Here is a 21,990-nt window from a genome sequence, read left to right on the forward strand (position 1 = left end):
AGAATAAAGAATAAAGAATAAAGAATAAAGAATAAAGAATAAAGAATAAAGAATTTAAGCTTAGCCACTTAGAATCTGAGCCCCGATGCTCGGGATAGTAACTTAATAAAAAAATGCCATTCGTCACTGCGAATGGCATTTTTGTATCATCTAATCGATGTTACAAGAAAACTAAATCATTTCGTTTTTACTCCTATTTCAGCAACAGTAATATATTTTCCATCTACACTGGTTTTTCCAATGAATTTAATATATCTGGCTTTCGCCGATGCTTTTAAAGTGATGTTTTGCTCGACCGGATTACTTTTGATATTAGCAAATTCACCTTCCGCAACAGTACTCCAGCTTATACCGTCTGTACTTATTTCCCATTGGTAATTTTTTACAATTCCACCCGTTCCGTTTTGACGAGGCAAATAGGATAAAGTTGTAATTTCCATTTCTTGTCCCATATCAATAACTATGAATTGAGGTAAAGGCGTTAAAGATGTATTTTCGATTGTATTCCAAACGGTTTCAGCATTTTCATCAATAGCATTTAATGCTTTTTCATTTTCTTCATTTTCAAAACTAGTGGTAACTATTTTCCAGTCTTTTTTGTACACATTGAAAGATTGAATAGTTGCTTCGCTAGATTTCATATCTGTTCCAAATGATTTTGCTTTCACATCACCTGAGGTTAAAAATGGAAATGGGTTTCCATAAACTGGCGATTGTACGGTAGGTTCTGTTCCGTCAATTGTATAACGGATTTGGTGTGCAGGTGTTTCAGTAGTGATAGAAACATTACCATCTTTATCTCTTTTAATTTTTGGAAGTGCTAAATGTTCTGGCTCCCTAAACACACCGACATCGCTCAAAGCAATACAAACTGGAGATTCTTTAATACTAATTCTCAATTTTGAAGTTGTGATATAATTTGGTAAGCGTACCAATCGGTTGGCACCAATACTGGTAGCTTCGCCTACTTTTTTCCAAATTCCGTTGATAAAAGCATCAATTTCTATTTTTTCAATTCGTTGCCCCAATTTGATGTTTTCTCTTAAACGAATGATATTAAACGTTTGTGCTGTTTTCCATTCTAAAGTCAGGGTTGCTTTTTTTATTTCATCACTGGTTGCCCAATACGAATAACGGTCGTTATCAGTAAGATTTTTGGTTCCGAAAAATATTTGATTTTCACCCCGAATTTCTGAAGCAGTAAGCACAGCATATTGTGCAAGGTTATCTGCAAATAATTTCTTCAGAAAATCTCCGAAATCCTTCAATGCCTTAACATCATTTTGGTGTAATAAACCGTCCGTATTTGGTGCAATTCCGATATCCATACCAGCGCCTCTTCCGACAGATTTCAAGTAAATTTCGAATAATTCCGAAACTGATTTTACGTTATTATCTTCATTTGCATGATAAAACCAGCCATTTCTAAGTGGTACATCACATTCGGCAGGTTTCCAGTACTTACCGTTTCGAGTTCCGCCCTGAGCTTTCTCTGAATCCGTTTCTCCGGGAACCGCAATTGTTTTTCCTGCTATTGGTTCTGGAGTAAAGGTTGCCCAGGAAGTTTCATTTGCAAAACCTCTTTCATTTCCAACCCAGCGTACATCGCCATTATCAGCAAAAATGACGGCTCCGGGTTGTAATTCGCGAGATATTCCCCAGGTTTTATCCCAGCCGTAATATGTAGATCGGTCAATGCTTCTTTTTTCGTTTTTACCTCCATAATAACCGTCGCCGCCATTTGCGCCATCAAACCAGGTAATGAATAAGGTACCATAATTGGAATACAATTCTCTCAACTGATTTCGGTATTTTTCTACATATTCAGGTTTTCCATAATCTTCATTATTTCGATCCCAGGGCGAACAATAGAGTCCGAATTTCATTCCTGCCTTGCGTGCAGCAACTTCAAATTCTTTTACCATGTCACCTTTTCCGTTGCGAAAAGGGCTTGCGCTTATGTTGTAAGCCGTTGTTTTCGTTGGCCATAAACAAAAACCATCATGGTGTTTGGCCACGAAAATTACGCCTTTAAAACCACCATCTTTAGCAGCGTTCACAATCTGACTTGCATCAAATTTTGCAGGATTAAAAATTTTAGGATCTGCATCGCCATATCCCCATTCTTTATTCTGAAAAGTGGTTGGCGTAAAATGCACCAAAACATATTGTTCTAATTCCTGCCAACGTAATTGAGGTTCGGTTGGCAATGCCCCATAAGGAGCCGGAGGGCCAACTCTCTGTGCCGCCATTGACAAAAAGGCAAAACATCCTAAGAAAGTTACTACTAGTTTTTTCATTTGATCTTATATCAATTATTGTGTTACTTTAATGACCACCGCTTCCTGGCTTGCCAATGAAGTTCTCAATTCTTTAGGGATGGTAACAACGATTCCGTCATTCACTTTTTTACTGATCAATTTTTGTTTGTTATTTAGTAAAGAAGCTTTTAAATTTCCTTTAATATCAGTTTTGATGCTAATTTCTGCAGGTAATTCTTTTTCGTCTTTTGCAGGCATGTAAATTCCGTAAATTGACTTTCCTTTCTGCGTATACCCCACTTTTCCATCTAAATATGGTGCAACAGGTTTGGTATCGTAAATAGCTTCACCATTTACAGATAACCATTTCCCTACGTTCGCTAAAGTTGTTTCAATTTTTGGATCAAATTCTCCTTTGGCATCTGGTCCAACGCCTAATAATAGATTTCCTCCTTTTACCACAATACTAGTCATCAACTGAATTACTTCTGTTGAAGATTTGTAATGGTCGTTTGGCACCCATCCCCAGGCACCTCCAAGAGTAATGCAACTTTCCCAAGGCACACTTAATGGTTTGTCCGGAGTTTTTTGTTCAGGCGTTAAATAATTTTCATATTCGCTCGGAACCCAACGATCTACAACCAACATTCCGGGTTGTTTTTTTCGGGCTGTTTCTGAAATCAATTTCATGTTGATATCCATATCGTAAGGATATTTACAAAACTCTTCTACTTTTTTGTTGATGGTTGATAATGGACGAACCCAACAGCCATCAAGCCAAAGAATATCTACTTTTCCGTAATTGGTAGTCAATTCGTTCAACTGATTTTGAGTGTATTGTACATAACTTTGCCATCTTTCCGGGAATTTTTTGATATCGTAAGTAGGGTTTCTGTCTTTTGGAGGATAATACGACCACCAAAAGTTCTCTGTAGTCCAGTCCGGTTTTGAGAAATAAACACCCACTGCCAATCCTTCTTTTCTTGAAGCATCCAAAACGTCTTTTAAGACATCGGCTTTTGGATTTTTAGCGTACGGTAACTCCGGATTGGTAATTTTAAAATCTGTAAATTTCGAATCATACATACAGAATCCATCGTGATGTTTCGAGGTGAAAATCATATATTTTGCTCCGGCATTTTTGAACATTTTGGCCCATTTTTCAGAGTTTAAGTTTGTCGGATTTAATTTGAATTTGGTATTTCTGTAATCCGTAGCATATTTGTAATAATCGTCATAACCGTCTCTGGTTACCCAATCTTCAGGGGCTAGTCCCCAGGATTCTACAATTCCCAACTGAGAATAAAGTCCCATGTGAATTAAGACTCCAAATTTGTAACCCTGCCATTTGTCCAGATTAGCCTTTACTAACGGATCTTTTGTCCAAACATAACCTGCTTCTTCTGATTTGTCGGCCTTCATACTGAAATCACCCTGTGCATGAGCTGAAAGTGCACTAGCACAGACAAATGCTGTATATAATAATTTGAATCTATTTTTCATTTTATATCTTTTTAATAAGTAGTTACTGTTGGTTACTTTATGTAAAACTCAGGATTGATTAATTTGTTCCCGGTTTCATCATAAACAGCGTAGTTAAAACCGCTCTGAACGCAATAAGAACCGTAATCTCCTTTTTTGTTCAGGGCAATAAATCCAACCTGAATATCTTTTAAATCCTTGTTTCTGTTTTTCATCAGTTTCACAACTCTCAAAACCGCTTCTTCACACGCTTTTTGTGGAGATTTTCCCTGACGCATCAATTCAACAACCAAATGGCTTCCTGAAATTCTAATTACTTCTTCGCCATGACCAGTTGCAGTTGCGGCGCCAATTTCGTTATCAACATATAATCCGGCACCAATAATAGGAGAGTCTCCTAAACGGCCGTGCATTTTGAAGGCCATTCCGCTAGTAGTACAAGCTCCCGAAAGATTTCCATCAGCATCTAAAGCAATCATTCCAATAGTGTCATGATTTTCAATATTGGCAATTGGCTTGTATTCTGAAGTTTTTAACCATTCTTTCCATTCTTTTTCCGAATCAGGAACTAGTAGATTTTCTTTTGGAAAACCTTGGGCCAAAGCAAATTGAAGTGCTCCATCGCCAACCAACATTACATGTGGTGTTTTTTCCATCACAGCACGTGCCACAGAAATGGGGTGCTTGATAAATTCCAGACAACCTACTGAACCAATATTAGACATTTCGTCCATGATACAGGCATCTAAGGTTACACGTCCGTCTCTGTCAGGCCTTCCGCCATAACCAACACTTCTTTCTGTTGGATCACCTTCCGGGATTTTTACTCCTGCTTCTACAGCATCCAGGGCACGACCACCTTTTTTTAATACTTCCCAGGCAGCTTCATTTGCTTTCAAACCAAAATTCCATGTAGAAAGGACAATTGGTTTTCTTATTTTTCCATCAGAAAGATTATCATGACTTTCGTCTTCTTCTGGTTTTCCCGTAAAAGAACTTAGCGCTACAGCAGCCGAAGCCATTGCAGCGGTTTTTAGAAAATTTCTACGATTGTTCATATATTGTGTCTTTTTATTTTTTGCTTTTGTTGTTAAAAATAAGTGTTTTTATTCAGTTTGTAGTGTAAATCCGTTTGTAAATTGATGCAAAACATTTCCCTCTGCTGTGCTAATATTTTTTTCTTTTTCAAAATATTCTATAACATTTCCGGTCGTTTTTGTCTGTGCAATCGAATTGATGCACAACAGAATCAAGAAAATTAGGAGTGCTTTTTTCATTTTTCGGTGTAAGTGTTTTTCTTTTTATTCCAAATTTTCAGACTTTTACTAAATCGTTTTACCTTGAAAATAGTAAAATTGAGGATTTAACAATTTATTTCCGATAATTTTACGTTTTTTTAAATTTATTAAATCGATTTAGTAATGTCGTAAGGATTTTTTGCTATTTTTGTTTTATATGAAATATAAAATTAAATCTAAATTAATTTAATAAATACTCCAATTTTATCCTTATTTAGTTATTAATTATCATTGTTATTCTAAAAAATGAAAATTGTTAAAACCAATATCGCTTCTTATACAAATACGTCGCTATCTGTGTTTTCTCGTGAGGAATCTTTTTTCCAATCGCCTTTTCATTCGCACCCTGAATTTGAGTTGGTTTATATCTTAGAAAGTCACGGAAAACGTATTATTGGAAATTCTGTAGAATCTTTCGAATCGGGAGATATGGTTTTTCTGGGAGATGATATTCCGCATGTTTGGCTTAATGATGAAATTTTTTATAAAGGAATAAATAGTTTAAAAGCTAAAGCTATAGTGATTTATTTTAGCAGAGATCTTTTTGGAAATTCTTTTTATGAATTACCGGAAGCCCTTGAAGTTAAAAAGTTTTTCTCTCAGGCCATAAAAGGAGTTTCGATCACGGGACAAACTAATGCAATCATTTCTAAAAAGATGGAAAAATTGCTCAAAAAGAAAGGTTTTGAAGTTGTTATGGGACTTATTGAAATTTTATTTCTTTTATCAAAAAGCAAAGATCTTAGGTATATCAATGATGACTCCTATGTTTCTGTTAGCGATGAAAATAAAAATGACCGGCTTGCAGCTGTTTTCCAATATGTAAAATCAAATTATAAAGAAGAAATATCACTTGATGAAATTTCTAAAATCGCCAATCTGACACCTACGTCATTTTGCAGAATGTTTAAAGCCAAAACCAAAAAACCATTTGTAGAATACCTTAACGAAATAAGGGTTTCAAATGCTTGTAAGTATTTAATTGAAACTGATTTGGGAATTTCTGAAATTGCCTACGAATGTGGTTATAAAACAGCTTCCAACTTCAATAAGCTGTTCAAAAAATTAATTGGAACAACTCCAAAGGAATACCGAAAAAATGCTTTAGTTTAAGATTGGAGAATTCTTCTTTTTTAATTAAAATAATAGTAGGCAGTGATACCATATCTTTTTGTTAGATCTGTTTTGTTTTTTTAGTTCGTAAATTATCTCTAAAATGTGCGGCTATTTCTTCTTTTATTGTGAAATTAATTATTAAGATAATAATTGCTTAATTAATGATAATTTTGAGCTAGCATATAACATAATAATGCAATAATTTTATTTTTTTGAGATTGTGTCAAAATGTTGTACATAAATATAAAACGTTTTAGTAAATCAGTTTCTATTCATTATAAATGGAGAAAGTAAAAGCATCTCATTTTAGCAAATTTGTCAATTGTTTAATCATTAATTTTAGGTTTTAATCTTAAATTTTTAAATAGAATAATATGGTAACTCAAAAATATTGCTTCGCATTAGATTTGATTGACGATCCGGGTTTAATCACTGAATACAAAAAATATCATGAAAAGATCTGGCCGGAAATCACAGCAAGTATTGTCAATTCCGGGATTGAAAATCTTGATATTTATTGCGTAGGTAACAGAATGTTTATGATCATCGAGGCGAACGAAACTTTTACTTTTGAAAGAAAAGGGGAGATGGATGCCAATAATCCGGTGGTTCAGAAATGGGAAGAACTGATGTGGAAATATCAAAAAGCTTTGCCAGGAGCGAAAGAAGGTGAAAAATGGATGTTGATGGAAAAGATATTTGACCTGCATAAGAATACATAATCGATTTGATGACAAGCTCATCTTAATCGTATAACAACTAACTATCCAACCAAAATAACAAAACAAATGAATCTTAATCTTAACGACAAAATAATTATTGTAACGGGTGGCGCAAAAGGAATTGGTCTTGGAATCTGTAAAGTTTTAGCTGCAGAAGGTGCGATTCCAGTTATAGTTGGCAGAGCAGATGCCGACAATCAAATTGCAGTCAAAGAAATAGAAGCAGAAGGCGGAAAAGCTTTATCTGTAGTTGCTGAATTAACGAATCCTGAAGCTTGTAAAAACGCGGTAGATCAAATAATCAAAATGTGCGGTCGGATTAACGGCTTAATCAATAATGCCGGTGTAAATGATGGTGTCGGTTTAGAAAGCGGTGATTACGAAAAATTTGTGGCATCAATTCATAAGAACCTGATACATTATTACCTGATGGCACAACACGCTTTGCCGGAGTTAAAAAAAACAAAGGGAGCAATTGTAAATATCGGTTCAAAAACTGCCGATACCGGACAGGGAAATACTTCAGCTTATGCGGCCTCAAATGGTGGACGTAATGCATTAACCCGAGAATGGGCAGTTGAATTATTGAAATACGGAATCCGTGTAAATTCGGTTATAGTCGCTGAATGTTATACACCGTTATATGATACGTGGATTAAAACACTCGAAAATCCGGAGCAAAAACTAAAAGAAATTACGGCTAATATTCCACTGGAAAATAGAATGACAACTGCAGAAGAAATCGCCAATATGGTCGTGTTTTTATTATCTGATAAATCAAGCCACACCACTGGTCAGTTGATTTATGTAGATGGAGGTTATACACATTTAGATCGTTCGTTATAATTTATAGTTAAAAAATAAATTTTCCGAAAAATCAAACCAAAATAATTGAACCTTTCCAATTATAAATAAAAAGATATTTTCACTGAACAAGAACTGTTTGGCAATGGGATTATCTTTTTTTGTGCTGTTCCAAAATGGCAAGTACATATAGGACACAAAGTCATGTGATTTGGAAAACCCAGCAAATTTGTTTTTAAAAATACCTATAATCATCGAATAGCTTTCTCATCGAAAAGTGTTAAATAAAAAGTAAGTAAGCCAAAAAAGAAATGATAACGTAATAATATACGATAAAGTTTATTAGAACTAAAATTCATAATAAGATGGTTTTTTATGATTTTTTTTGATGTTTATCTTCGTTTATATGTCGTTCGTCTAAAATAGTTTTGTCAAATATTAAATTTGTTTAGATTTCGAGTTAAATTAAGGTTGTTTTTATTTGAAGAAACCTGTCTTTTCTTTACGGCCCATTCTAATTGCAAATTGTAAAATAAAAGACAATGGAGATGCAACGAATCCTGTACCATTTCAAAGTACTGAAAGACCTGCTTGTAATGGAAAAATTTTAGTAATTGGAAAAGCTAAAAAAGATCAAAAGGACAATTTACTATGAAAGTAGAAAGTGCAGGACTGCAATCTGCTGAAACAATAATCAGAATTAAATAAATAAAAAATGATTAAAAAAATAATCTTAGCGGCTTTGGTCGTTGGAACAACTATAGCAGGGAATGCACAGAACAAAATCGCTGCAAAGGATATTGCTGAAAAAATGAAATGGTTTGAAGATGCTAAATTGGGAATATTCATTCATGCCGGAATTTATTCGGTTGCCGATGTCTCTGAATCCTGGAGTTTTCACAACGGAAATATTTCTGTTGAAGATTATATGAAACAACAAAAAAGCTACACCTTAAGCCATTATGATCCTGCGGCCTGGGCAGAAATGATCAAAGATTCAGGTGCGAAATATGCGGTAATTACAACAAAACATCATGATGGTGTAGCGATGTACGATACCAAATTAGGAAAATTGAGTTCGGTAAAAACCTGTCCTGCTAAAAAAGATATGGTGAAGCCTTTTTTCGAAGAATTGCGCAAAAGAGATATAAAATGCGGTGCATACTTCTCCTTAATCGACTGGACTCATAATGATTATCCGGGATTTCTGAAAGATAAGGCGCGTTACGACATCAAAAAAGAACCGGCTCGTTGGGAACGTTTTCAAAAATTCTTCCAGGGGCAAATCAAAGAAATTTCAGATTGGTACAATCCTGATTTGTGGTGGTTTGATGGTGACTGGGAACACAGCGCAGAAGAATGGCAAGCCGAGAAAACGCGTAAAATGATGTTAGACAGAAATCCGAATACGATTATCAACGGACGTTTGCAGGGTTATGGCGATTATGATACTCCGGAACAAAATTTCCCGGTTGTGCGTCCAGCTTTCAAATGGTGGGAATTATGTATGACCATGAATGAAAACTGGGGTTACCGTGTAAGCGATACTAATTGGAAAACACCTTATGAAATCATTACCATTTTTGTGGACGCTGTTTCAAACGGAGGAAATTTATTATTAGACATCGGGCCAAAACCTGACGGGACTTATCCAGAAACGGTAGTTTCTACATTGAAAGAATTAGGTGACTGGAACAGAAGAAACGGTGAAGGGATTTTCGGAACCATTCCCGGAATTCCATTAGGACATTTTTACGGACCAACGACACTTTCTAAAGATTCAAAAACACTTTATTTATTTGTTCACGGAAAAACTTCAGGACAATTGATGCTAAAAGGACTTGATAATAAAATTGAAGATATTACGGTCTTGGGTTCAAATGTAAAACTGACGCATAAAGTAGTGGGTAAAATCTCCTGGAGCGCTGTTCCCGGATTGGTTTACATTGATTTGCCAGAGAACGCTGTCGATAAATATGTGACTTGTATTAAAGTTACCTTAAATACGTCGGTTAAATTATACAGAGGTCAGGGTGGTTTCCTGACTAACTAATATTATAATTCATGCCGAATGGTATTGAAACAGTACAATTATGAACAAAAAAGTACTTTTAACAGCTTTATTTCTTGGAGTTCAAATTCTGTTTTCCCAAAACACTCCAAAGTATAAAAACCCGAAATTACCCGTTGAAGAACGCGTTCAGGATTTATTATCCCGAATGACGATTGAAGAAAAATTTTGGCAAATGTTCATGATTCCCGGCGATTTGTCTGATGGAGCTGAGAATTATAAAAATGGAATTTTTGGTTTTCAGGTAAGTGCTAAAGGAAGTACTGATGCCAGCAATCAAATTTTAGATTACAGTGCAGCAAGTAATGCTCAGGAAACTGTAAAATTGATTAATAAAATTCAGCATTATTTTGTTGAAAAAACACGTCTTGGTATTCCGATTATTGCTTTTGATGAAGCTTTGCACGGATTAGTTAGAGATGGCGCAACGGCTTTTCCTCAATCTATTTCATTGGCTGCAACATTTGATCCGGCATTGGTAAAAAGAGTTTCAACTGCTATTGCAATGGAATCGAAAAGTCGTGGAATTCGTCAGATTTTATCGCCCGTGGTAAATCTTGCTTCTGATGTTCGTTGGGGACGTGTAGAGGAAACCTATGGTGAAGATCCTTTTCTTTCTTCAAAAATGGGAGTGGCTTATGTGTCTTCTTTTGAGGAAAGAGGTGTAATTACAACGCCCAAACATTTTCTTGCAAACAGCGGAGACGGCGGTCGTGATAGCTACCCAATTGATTACAATGAACGTTATCTGGAAGAGTATCAACTTCCTCCGTTTCGCGCCTGCTTTACTGAGGGAGGAAGTCGTAGCGTTATGACATCTTATAATTCTTTAAACGGAAGCCCGTGTACAGCCAACGATTGGTTGTTGAATAAAAAACTAAAAGGGGAAATGAATTTTAAAGGATTCATTATTTCAGATGCAAATGCTGTTGGAGGAGGAAATGTGTTGCATTATACTGCAAAAGATTATCCGGAATCAGGTGCCAATGCGATCAACAATGGTTTAGACGTGATTTTTCAAACGGCTTATGATCATTATAAATTATTTCAACCACCTTTCTTAGACGGAAGAATAGATATGAAAAATATCGACGAATCCGTTGCGAGAGTTTTGAGATTGAAATTTGAATTGGGATTGTTTGAAAATCCGTATGCAGACGAAAAAGAAACAAATAAATGGAACGGAAATCCGCTTCACAAATTAGTATCAAGAGAGGCGGCCGAAAAAGGAATGGTTTTGCTGAAAAATGAAAACAATGTTTTGCCTCTTAGAAAATCAATAAAATCAATTGCCTTAATAGGAAATGATATTACCGAAGCTCGTTTGGGCGGCTATAGTGGTCCGGGCAACGGAAAAGTAAATATGCTTGAAGGAATCAAAGCGAAATTAGGAAAATCGGTTACGATTAATCTTGCCGATGGTTGTGCAAGAAAAAATACAGAATATATTCCGGTGCCAACTGCAAATTTATTTAGTGTTGAAAAAGGGAAATCAGTAAACGGATTGGCAGGGGAATATTTCAATAACGTTCAATTAAGTGGAAGGCCGGTTGTGACAAGAGTAGATAATTCAATCAATTTTGACTGGACTTTATATTCTCCGGATCAGGCAAAAATCAATTATGATTTTTATTCGGCTAAATGGACCGGAAAGATCAAATCTCCTGTAGCAGGAACTTATAAAATTGGTTTTGAAGGCAATGATGGTTACCGTTTGTATTTGAATGGAAAACGGGTTATTGACCATTGGAAAAGCCAAACCTATTCAACAAAATTGGTGGATTTCAGCTTTGAAAAAGACAAAGAATACGACATCAAAGTAGAGTTTTTTGAATCGCAGGGCTATGCCAAATTCAAATTGGTTTGGAATGTAGGTGTAAACAACGATTGGCAAAATAAAATTGACGAAGCGGTAGCTGTCGCAAAAAAATCAGATGTGGCGGTAATTGCTGCCGGAATTGAAGAAGGTGAGTTTAATGACAGAGCTTATTTAGGTTTGTTGGGACATCAGGAAGAATTAATAAATGCTGTCGCTGCAACAGGAAAACCGGTTGTAGTTGTTTTGGTTGGAGGAAGCGCGATTACCATGGACAAATGGATCAATAATGTGCCTTCAATTTTAGATGTTTGGTATCCGGGTGAAGATGGTGGACATGCTGTTGCGAATATTTTGTTTGGTGATAAAAACCCTGCTGGACGTCTGCCAATTACTTTTCCTGTTTTTGAGGGACAATTGCCATTGGTGTACAACCACAAACCAACAGGGCGTTCAGATGACTATACGAATTTGAACGGTGCGCCTTTATTTCCTTTTGGATACGGCTTGAGTTACTCCACTTTTGACTATAGCAATTTGCGATTTGACAAAAAACAAATAGGAAAATCGGAAACTACGAAAGTGTATTGTACCATAAAAAATACCAGTTCTATTGACGGTGATGAAGTGATTCAGCTGTATGTACGTGATGTTTTGGCATCTATTGCACAGCCAATTAAACAGCTTAAAGGTTTTCAGAGAATTTCACTTAAAGCAGGAGAATCAAAAGAAATTTCGTTTGACATCAACAAAGAAACTTTGCAAATGTTGAATAATGATATGAAATGGGTTGTTGAACCAGGTGATTTCAGAATTATGATTGGCGCATCTTCCAGAGATATTCGATTGAGAGAAATTCTTACGGTTACAGAGTAGATTTTAAATCAAAAAGTAATGCAAAATAAATTTTTGAAATCGGTTTTGATCAAGGATTTTTAAAAAATGTAAAAAAATACTTAAAAGTTTTAAAATACTACAATTGAAGCAAAAGTAGAGACATAGGAGATGAAAATAATTTTGCGGAATCAATTTTATAAAAGGTGAAAAAACAGAAATGACGCTTGCAAAAAAGTTCGAAAAAAAAGGGTAATTAAAATGTTAAATGAATTTTAAGTATTAGCTATTTATGTTAATAATATCATAATTTTTTTGATTTTTGAGTGGCTTTTTTTGAGGCTTTAATTTTTATCAAAACAAGAGGTGTTTTTGCGGTGTTTATTAAAGAAAGCTATTCATTAAATAATATGTATTTATTTAATATATAGACTGTTGTGATTTTAAATCAGAATTATTTCTATAAAATATTAAGTGTAATAATAACAAATAAAAAAAATACTAAAACGTTTTTGTAAATCGTTTTATTAAATATATATTTGCTAATAGTAATTAACTAAGGTTTAAGAAAAAGTTAACATTTAATGAGCAAAAAGATCACTATCAAAGATATCGCGAAAGCAGCAAATGTATCGGTAACTACGGTTTCATTTGTTCTGAACGATAAGGGAGAGAAGATGGGGATTAGAAAAGAAGTGATTGAAAAAGTTCTTACAATTAGCGGAGAAATGAAATTCAAACTCAATATGATCGCCAGTAGTTTAAGAACTGGTAAAACAAGATCTATTGGGCTTATTGTCGAAGATATCTCAAATCAGTTTTTTTCTGATTTGGCAAGAATAATTGAGAGAGAGGCAATAAACTTAAATTATAGAGTATTTTATTGTAGTACAGGCGGAGATGACGCTCGTGCAATTGAGTTAGTGAATAGCCTGTTACAGGCTAATGTAGATGGGTTTATTATCACTCCTACAGAAAATATGAAAGCAACTATAGACCGCTTATCAGAACTTCAATGTCCGGTTGTTTTAGTTGACCGTTATTTTGAAGAACAAGAGGTAAGCCATGTCGTGCTTGATAATTTTGAGGGAGGAGAAACAGCAACCAATTATCTTTTGGAAAAAGGGTTTAAAAAAATTGCGTTTATTAGTAATTACTCACAGTTAATTCAGATGCGGTTCAGAAAAGAGGGTTACAGTAATGCGATGAAAAAAGCAGGCTTGTATGATGAAGCTAAAATACTTGATTTGGAATACCATATTCCTGAAGAGGAAAGAATAGAAAAGATTGCTGTTTTTTTGAGCAGTAGCTCCGAAATAGATGCTGTATTGTTTGGGGCAAATTATTTGTTGCTGGCGGGCTTGCAGTCCTTAAGTAAATTGAAATTAAAAATCCCAACTGATAAAGCAGTAATTAGTTTTGATGATCACGACAGTTTTAGATTGCATTCGCCCTCTATAACCGTTTTATCCCAACCAATTGAAGAAATGGGAAAAAAAGCAGTAAGGTTATTAATGATGCAAATGAATGACGGAAGTAATTATAAAATTGAAAAAGAGAAGAAAAAAGGCAATTTAATTATAAGAGAATCGGTAGGATAATTAAAATGCCTTTTTTTAAAGTCAAAACACTAAAACGTTATAGTGCTTGTAAACCACAATTTCAGAGAATAATTCAGAAAACTTAAACAAATTATTAAACAAACAAAAAGCTTATGATATAAAAGAAACAGAGTATTAATCGAGAAAATTATTACCTAATTCTGATAAGGAGAAGCCGGTAATTTAAAATTAAAGATTTTAGTATTCCATATTTTTTAGAAATCGAAATCTTCAATTCAAACAAAATTTAAAAACCAAACCAAACTAATATTAATTATGAGAAAACTGTTATATGAATCGCTGTTAGTTTTTCTAATGGTATTGTGCTTTCAAAATGCGAAAGCGCAAAACACAACAATCTCTGGGGTAATTACAGATAATGCAAATTTGCCCGTTCCATCAGTTATTGTTAAAGAAAAAGGAACAAAAGTAGAAACGATTACAGATGAGAATGGAGCGTTTACAATCTCTGTAAGAGAAGGTGCTACTATCGTAGTAAGCTCAATAGGCTTTAAAACAACAGAATTAAAAGCTGTTGACGGAATGAAAATAAAATTAGCAAGTAGTACTAATGAACTTGAAGGCGTTACGGTAACTGCATTGGGGCAAACTAAAAAGAACAAATCAATTGGGTATGCTACAAGTATTATTAAAGCAGATGCAATCGTAAAAACAGCTTCACCAACTATTGCTAACTCTTTATATGGTAAAGCACCAGGTGTTCGTATTAGTTCTACTCCGGGAGGAGCTGGAGCTATCAATATTCAGATCCGTGGAATTAACTCTATCACTGGAAGAAATCAGCCACTTATCATTTTAGATGGTGTGCCAATTCGTGATGGAGAGGTTGACAACAATGACTACTGGAATCAACAACGTGTTAAAAATAATGGTTTAGCAGATATTAACCCTGAAGATATTGAGAATATTTCGATTCTTAAAGGAGCTTCTGCTGCTGCATTATACGGTTCTGAGGCTGTAAATGGGGTTGTATTAATTACTTCCAAATCTGGTAAAGGGAAAAAAGGTTTAGGTGTTGACTTTAGTACGAGTTACTCGGGTAATGAAATTGCATATTTGCCTAGATTTCAATACGAAAGAGGACCGGGTTATCCTACTTCTTATGTAGATGGAGGATATGAAGCTGACGGATTTACTTATTATGATGTAGATGGTAATGGCAGTAAGGAAACAAGAGGGGTTCAAAATTATTCAAGCAACTTTGGTCCTTGGTTTGACGGTAAACCTGTTATTTCATGGGATGGAGTAATACGTCCGTATACTGCTCAAAGAGACGGATACAAAAATATGTTCCAGAATTCTTGGGATTCGACAACAAACTTTGCTCTTACAAACAGTACTGAAAATAGTAATATTCGTTTTTCTTACACACGTATTGAATCAGAAGGATTGAGTATGGGGAATCATAACAAAAAGAACAATTTTAACGTAAATGCATCATTCAAAACAGGTAAGCTGAAAACGGATGTTATTGTTAGTTATATGAATCAAAATTTACAGAACCGTACTTTTGCCATGGATCGTTTGGTAAATAATTTTACGGGTATGATTGGTACATTTGATAATGGTGATTGGTACAGAGCTAAATATAAAACCAGTTTAGGATACAAATATGTTAGAGGTGTAACTGGTCAAAGTTTGACACCAAGCGAAAACATTATTTATAATGGTTTCAAAGCTGATATTGGGGATTATTTCTGGAACACAAATGCTAAACAACAAAGTGAGATTACAAACCGTTTGATTGCGAGTGTTACTGAGACGCTTTCGATTACCAATGATTTAGCATTACGTGGTCGCATCTCAACTGATTTAAGTGCAGTAAATATAGAAAACAAAAATCCTGTAGAAATACCTCTGGTTTATCAATTTGGGGGAGATGGAGATACTTCTGGGTCCTTTATGATGGAGGGACAGGACTATAATATTCTTTACGGTGATTTATTATTGACCTACAACAAAAAAATCAATGAAGATTTTGGCGTAAATGCTGTTCTTGGTTATTCTGGTACAAAAGAAACTTTTAGAACATTATCTCGTTCTACTTATCGTGGTTTAAGTGTTGAAGGATGGTATGATATCAATTCTTCTATAGGTACAGCAACGAGTACTTCAAAAAGGGAAGAGACTGTAAAAGATGCTGTTTTTGGAACCTTAAGTGGTAGCTTCAGAAATTATTTGTTCGTTGAAGGAACGATCAGAAGAGACCGTACTTCTACGATGAACCCAAATAATAATGCTTTTACTTATCCGTCAGTAAACTCAAGTTTTGTATTGTCAGATGCGGTACAATTACCAGAGTTTATCAGTTATGCAAAAATGCGTGGCTCTTGGGGTATTGTAGGTAACTATCCGGATCGTTACAGAGCAAATGTGGCATTCGAACAAAAAACATTGGGAAATCAGGGAACTTCAAACCCGGTTTTGGTTACAAATTCTCAGGACAAGTATGGAAATGAGGGAATCAAACCTGAAATGAAAAATGAATACGAGCTTGGTTTCGAAACTAAATTTTTCGACAGAAGATTAGGATTAGATTTTTCTTATTACAATGCAAAAATTAAAGATCAAATTCTTGATTTGACTCTGGCTCAAACTACAGGAGCAAGTAAAATATTAGCTAACGTAGGAGAGTTGAGTAATAAAGGATTTGAAGTAGCGCTGACAGGTTCTCCTTTCAGAACAGAAAGTTTCTCTTGGGATGTAACTTTAAACTGGGCAAAAAACATAAATAAAGTTGTATCATTAGCCAACGGCGCAACGGAGTTGTTACATGCTGACTATGATGGATCTGCTGCTCAATTGAAATCGGTAGTAGGTGATCCGATGGGAGGTATCTATGCGCACCCTGTTAAAACAGATGCTAATGGTAATAAAATGGTTGACGCTGACGGTTACTATATGATTGATGGCGATAAATGGGTAAAATACGGAACAGCTATGCCTAAAGGTGTGGGAGGTTTGTTGAATTCATTTACCTATAAAAGTTTTACATTAGATGTAAATATTGATTATTCTTATGGAGGTTATTTAATGCCAACTGGTATTAATTGGATGAAATCTAGAGGTTTAACAGAGGAAACATTGAATTATAGTACAAATGATCGTGGTGGTTTAACATATTATATGGACAATGGTAAAGGAGTTCAGGTGCCTAATAGTGCAACTGCCGGACCGGGAGGGCAACCATTATTCCGCGATGGTATGTTAATGGACGGTGTTAATACTGATGGTACTAAAAATACAACTGTGATCTCTCAGGCAGGATATTATAATCAGACTTACAACTGGGGAGGACCACAGTACAGTAGCTCACGTTATGAATTGTATATTCAGAAAAATGATTATGTTAAGTTAAGAGAGGTTTCTTTTGCGTTTAATGTACCAGCATCTTATGCCAGTAAATTTGGAGCTACTAAATTAAGTTTGTCTTTCTTTGGACGTAATTTGTTTTATATCTACAGAACTATTAAAGATATGGATGCTGAGGCTACCACTTCAGGATCCAGATGGGATAAAAACGTAAACAATGCTGGATTGGCTCCATCAACAAGAAGTTACGGAGTAATGTTGAGAGCATCTTTCTAATTGGATAAATTATAATTAAAAACAGACAACATGAGAAAATTATTATATATATCATTAGCGACAGCAGCAATTTTTTTAGGCTCTTGTTCCGATAATGATTTTGCAGAGGCATATAGAGACCCATCTACAGTAACAACGACAACTGTGCCTAAACAGTTTGCCGGGTTCATGAAAATTAACTATGAGGATGTAATTCCAGCGTATTGGAATTATTTTACAGTTCTAAGAACGACTTCTTTAAGTTATACCCAGGCACACGGGTTTACTAATACAACGGGACGTTATATTCCGGGAGCTGCTGTAGAGGACAGATGGAAGAGGTATTACAAATTTATTGCCCAATACAGAGAGCTGGAAAAAGTAATGGCTTCTTCATCTCCTGCTGATCAGGCTGCAAATAGAATTTACATGATTACGGCAACCATTTATTTGTATGATCATACGGCAAAAATGATTGATAACTTTGGAGATATTCCTTTCTCTGAAGCGGGTAAAATTAGTTTTACAGGAGGTAATTATGCCGAAGCATCAGCTAAATATGACAATCAAACAGAGCTTTATGTTAAAATGTTAGACGATTTGAAAGCCTTTTCTACTGAATTGAATTCAATTACTTTGGCTCAGGGTGTAGAAACAGTATTCAAAAATCAGGACCTGATTAATAAAGGAAACCTGATAAGCTGGAAGAACTATTGCAATTCTTTACGTTTAAGAATGTTGAACAGGGCTTCAGGAGTTCCTGCTTTATCAGCAAGGGCCAATACAGAAATGGGTGAAATTATTGCTGAAGCAAAAATTGTAGATGAAAATGCAGAAAATATTGCATTTAGAGTTTATGATCAAAATGCTGATACAGGATTAAATTCTGCAGGTTTTAAAGATGCTATGGAGTCCTGGAACAACAATATTGCTCCAAAAACAATGATCGATCACATGAATGCTAATAGTGATCCTCGTGAAGCTTGGTTATTTGAAAAAGGAATAAGTACAACTTATGTAGGACTAGATCCAATGATGTTATCAGGAGACCAGGATCAATTAATTCTTGAGGGTACACTAGCAATCTACAATAGATCTGTAATTAGCAGAAATAAATGGTTACCTGGTACATTAATCAATGCAGCCGAAGTAAACCTGATTCTTGCAGAATATTATTCAAGAAATGGAAATGCTACTACAGCAAAAACATATTTCGAGAAAGCGATCAGACAGTCGGTTGAATACTATGTACGATTAGGTGATAAAGCTGATGATGTTACATGGAAACCAACAACGGAGCCAACAACTGCTGAAATTGAGGCTTATATCCTTAAAATTAACTTTGCCGGAGCCTTAACAGCTGCTGATCAATTGAAGTTAATTGCTTTCCAAAAGTATATCCATTACAATATCATGCAGGCTGATGAGTCCTGGGCTGAACAAAGAAGACTAAAACTTCCGGCATTAACTTTTATGGAAGATGGAACAAGTAGTATCAGAAAAACACCTCCAACACGTTGGACTTATCCAAATTCTGAGAGAGTTTATAATACAGATAATTATAATACTGTTAAGGATAAAGATAACTTAAGCACTAAAATTTTCTGGGACGTAAAGTAATCCTTCTTTAAATTAATTATTTTGTTTATTAGTAAGAAACCCCAGAGTCCGGATCATCACGGAGGATGGGGTTTCTTTTTGGATATCAATTACAATATCAATGACAATGTCACTATAAGTATCAATGTTAGAGGTAATTAGTGATAGATAAATTGAAACTTTGTTTACAGGAAATAAAAGAATTTTCTAAATATTGGTAACTATAAAGCATAAAAAAAAGGCGAATTTGCAGTTTATTTTACTGTAGTTCGCCGATTTTTTATTTTTGATCTTTGCTTACTCTAAAAACACAGTAGGAAAGACTATCTATTTTAGTTTTGTTTGATAAAAGTTAGAGGTTGCTCGTAGTTGGCAATTGCAGTCAGAGCATTGTAAATATATTTGGAAACCAAAACAGCTCCTTCGCTATTTATCAAAGCGGTATCGTCTTCCGGTGTATGGTATTGTGGATGCCCGCCTGTGTGTAAGCCGATAGCGGAAATATCATTTTTATAAAAAGTAACATGATCAGAACCACCAACGTCTCCCGCAAAAACAATTGGATTCAGTCCGCTGCCTTCCCCTAGTTTTTTCATCAGTTCTACACCGTCCGGAAAAGTGCCGGCACCGCCCATGTATAATTCTTTTTTATCATTTAGCCGACCAACCATATCCATGTTGATCATCACTTTTACGGCATTTTTATCTACAGGCAGATGATTGACAAAATACTTCGAACCCAATAAACCTTCTTCTTCAGCACTGAAAGAGATGAAAATAATACTTCTTTTTGGAGCGGTTTTTTTACGATGAAATTCTTCCAAAATAGATAAAAGAGCCGAAACTCCTGAAGCATTATCATCGGCTCCGTTATGAATCGCAAGTGTATCTTTTTTCTTGCTGCCGGAACCTTTTCCGCCCCAGCCCCAATGGTCATAATGTGCACCGATTACAATGAATTCTTTTTTCAGATTTTCATCTGAGCCTTCGATATAACCCACAACATTTTGAGTCGATACGCTGTCCGATTTCATTTTGTTGATGTCGGGTTTTATGAATATTTTGAACGGCTGATAATAATCGTTATTGAATTTTTTCAATTCAAATTTTTTAAAATATTTTTTAATGTAAGCCGCCGCTTCGTTATTTCCTTTAGTTCCGGCAAGACGCCCTTCTAATTTATCCGAAGCTAAATAGGTATCGTGTTTCAGGAACCTTTCGGCTGAAAATGTAGATTGTGCAGTTCCTTTTTCAGTTGCTATTAAAGAAACAATAGAAAGGGAAAGAATTTTATTAAACATGTTATGATAATTTATGAGCCTTATTGTATCTGCATTTCGATTATTGTATCGATTGCATCCATTTTTACGCCATCCAAATACACAAAAGTTCCTTCTGGTTGTTGTTTGAATTTCAGTTCTTTTTTGCCACCCATCAAATAACATTTTTTTATTTTTTGTTTCATTTCAGGGATAAAAATATAATTAGGTTGTTTTGGAGCATTGATGATATGTGCAAACCAAATTTTATCTTTAGCAGTAAATACGCCCCAGTCTTGTGGCTTCATTACGTTACCTCTTGTCCCGTAAATACTGTTTCCATTTTTATCCATCCAGATTCCTATTTCTTTCAAAGTTGCAACAAATTCAGGCTGAATTGTTCCGTCAGCCATTGGCCCAACATTCAAAAGAAAATTAGCATTTAAACTGGCAGCATTTATTAAGTAATGCAGTAAATCTTTAGTCGATTTATATTTTCTGTCATTGATATTAAAACCCCAGGAATTGTTCATGGTTTCGCAGGTTTCCAAAGGCAATTGAGAAATAGATTGTCCGCCAAATCCAGAAGTATTTGCACCTGGTAAATCTTTTTCAAAAGCCTGAAAATCTTCGCCCTGAATTGGAGTAAGATGATGATTGTTAGAGATTAAACAATTCGGCTGGATGGAATGAATCAATTTGTAAATTTCATCATAGTGCCAGTTTACTTTTGATGTTAATGTTTTATCGGTGTCGTTATCCAATTGATCCCAATGTCCGTCAAACCAGATTCCGCTGATTGCCCCGTAATTGGTCAGTAACTCTGTTAACTGACCTTTCATAAAAGCAATATAACTGTTCCAGTCGCTCTTTTTAGTTCGGCCTGTTCCTTGTCCTGTTTTTCCTGTTTCATATTGATAATCTGTTCTGGTCCAGTCCAGAAGTGAATAGTAACAAAACAATTTAATACCTTCTTTATGACATTCGTCGGCTAATTCTTTTAATAAATCTCTTTTGAAATGGGTATTTGTAATTTTCCAATCGGATAATTTGGTGTCAAAATTGCTAAAACCGTCGTGGTGGCGAGTCGTAAAAGTGATGTATTTCATCCCGGCCGCTTTTGCAATGCCAACCCATTTTTTGGCATCAAAATCCTGTGGATTAAAAACGTTAAGCAATCTTCCGTATTCGGTAACTTTTATATTTTGGGTGGTCATAATCCATTCACCATTCCCAAGAACGCTGTATGGGCCAAAGTGAATGAACATTCCGAATTTATCATCCTGAAATTCTTGTCTGTTTTTTAGATTTCCTTCTAATGGAGTATAAGTTTGTGCTAATAATGCTGTCATGCTCATCGAGAAAAACAGCAGGCAAAGTGTGGTTTTTTTCATGTTTTTTAAGTTAGGTGGTTTGATAGTAAAGTTTTAATAGTGAAAACCAGAACTAATAAGCATTTAGAATAAAATGACAATTCATTGACAAAAGTCATAATTCATTGTGCTTAATTAATTTACGTTTTTAGAAATTTAAATGTAT

Annotated in this window: 14 protein-coding genes; 8 read left to right on the forward strand and 6 right to left on the reverse strand. The window is 35.0% G+C overall.

Annotation, left to right across the window (positions count from 1 at the left end; genetic code table 11):
- Positions 1 to 176 precede the first annotated feature (176 nt).
- The 4 genes from ASC72_RS17120 to ASC72_RS24155 are packed head-to-tail and all read right to left on the reverse strand — an operon-like array spanning position 177 to position 5,020.
- Positions 177 to 2,300, reverse strand: coding sequence for an alpha-L-fucosidase (locus ASC72_RS17120; protein WP_056193378.1), 2,124 nt, complete (start codon positions 2,298 to 2,300; stop codon positions 177 to 179).
- A 15-nt stretch (positions 2,301 to 2,315) separates the two neighbouring features.
- Positions 2,316 to 3,764: an alpha-L-fucosidase gene (locus ASC72_RS17125; RefSeq protein ID WP_056193381.1), complete on the reverse strand. Its 1,449-nt coding sequence runs from the start codon at positions 3,762 to 3,764 to the stop codon at positions 2,316 to 2,318.
- A 32-nt stretch (positions 3,765 to 3,796) separates the two neighbouring features.
- On the reverse strand, positions 3,797 to 4,801 hold the full coding sequence (locus tag ASC72_RS17130) for an isoaspartyl peptidase/L-asparaginase family protein (RefSeq protein WP_056193384.1): 1,005 nt from the start codon (positions 4,799 to 4,801) through the stop codon (positions 3,797 to 3,799).
- Positions 4,802 to 4,849: 48 nt separating this feature from the next.
- The gene (locus ASC72_RS24155) at positions 4,850 to 5,020 is read right to left on the reverse strand and encodes a hypothetical protein (protein WP_157849291.1); all 171 of its coding nucleotides are present in this window, start codon (positions 5,018 to 5,020) and stop codon (positions 4,850 to 4,852) included.
- Positions 5,021 to 5,287: 267 nt separating this feature from the next.
- Between ASC72_RS24155 and ASC72_RS17135 the strand changes: the two genes are divergently transcribed.
- The 8 genes from ASC72_RS17135 (at position 5,288) to ASC72_RS17175 (ending at position 19,213) form a co-directional block, all read left to right on the forward strand.
- The gene (locus ASC72_RS17135; RefSeq protein ID WP_056193387.1) at positions 5,288 to 6,154 is read left to right on the forward strand and encodes an AraC family transcriptional regulator; all 867 of its coding nucleotides are present in this window, start codon (positions 5,288 to 5,290) and stop codon (positions 6,152 to 6,154) included.
- 377 nt (positions 6,155 to 6,531) lie between these two features.
- On the forward strand, positions 6,532 to 6,879 hold the full coding sequence (locus ASC72_RS17140) for an L-rhamnose mutarotase (RefSeq protein ID WP_056193391.1): 348 nt from the start codon (positions 6,532 to 6,534) through the stop codon (positions 6,877 to 6,879).
- A gap of 66 nt (positions 6,880 to 6,945) precedes the next feature.
- On the forward strand, positions 6,946 to 7,725 hold the full coding sequence (locus ASC72_RS17145) for an SDR family oxidoreductase (protein WP_056193394.1): 780 nt from the start codon (positions 6,946 to 6,948) through the stop codon (positions 7,723 to 7,725).
- 673 nt (positions 7,726 to 8,398) lie between these two features.
- Positions 8,399 to 9,736, forward strand: a complete 1,338-nt coding sequence (locus ASC72_RS17155) for an alpha-L-fucosidase (RefSeq protein ID WP_056193400.1) — start codon at positions 8,399 to 8,401, stop codon at positions 9,734 to 9,736.
- 40 nt (positions 9,737 to 9,776) lie between these two features.
- A complete protein-coding gene (locus tag ASC72_RS17160; RefSeq protein ID WP_056193402.1) occupies positions 9,777 to 12,446 on the forward strand; it encodes a glycoside hydrolase family 3 C-terminal domain-containing protein in 2,670 nt (889 codons plus the stop codon).
- Positions 12,447 to 12,988: 542 nt separating this feature from the next.
- On the forward strand, positions 12,989 to 14,005 hold the full coding sequence (locus tag ASC72_RS17165) for a LacI family DNA-binding transcriptional regulator (protein WP_056193404.1): 1,017 nt from the start codon (positions 12,989 to 12,991) through the stop codon (positions 14,003 to 14,005).
- Positions 14,006 to 14,281: 276 nt separating this feature from the next.
- Entirely contained in the window at positions 14,282 to 17,614 is a 3,333-nt protein-coding gene (locus ASC72_RS17170; RefSeq protein ID WP_056193407.1) for a SusC/RagA family TonB-linked outer membrane protein, read from the forward strand.
- A 30-nt stretch (positions 17,615 to 17,644) separates the two neighbouring features.
- Positions 17,645 to 19,213 (forward strand): SusD/RagB family nutrient-binding outer membrane lipoprotein, encoded by a 1,569-nt coding sequence (locus ASC72_RS17175; protein WP_056193410.1) that lies wholly within the window; start codon positions 17,645 to 17,647, stop codon positions 19,211 to 19,213.
- A 311-nt stretch (positions 19,214 to 19,524) separates the two neighbouring features.
- Here ASC72_RS17175 and ASC72_RS17180 read toward each other — a convergent pair whose 3' ends face one another.
- Both ASC72_RS17180 and ASC72_RS17185 read right to left on the reverse strand, forming a co-directional pair.
- A complete protein-coding gene (locus ASC72_RS17180; RefSeq protein ID WP_082564342.1) occupies positions 19,525 to 20,493 on the reverse strand; it encodes a M20/M25/M40 family metallo-hydrolase in 969 nt (322 codons plus the stop codon).
- 20 nt (positions 20,494 to 20,513) lie between these two features.
- Positions 20,514 to 21,845 carry an alpha-L-fucosidase gene (locus ASC72_RS17185; RefSeq protein ID WP_082564343.1) on the reverse strand — a complete coding sequence of 444 codons (1,332 nt, stop codon included), beginning with the start codon at positions 21,843 to 21,845 and terminating at the stop codon, positions 20,514 to 20,516.
- Positions 21,846 to 21,990 lie beyond the last annotated feature (145 nt).

This window comes from Flavobacterium sp. Root420, from assembly GCF_001427905.1.
Classification (GTDB): Bacteria; Bacteroidota; Bacteroidia; order Flavobacteriales; family Flavobacteriaceae; genus Flavobacterium.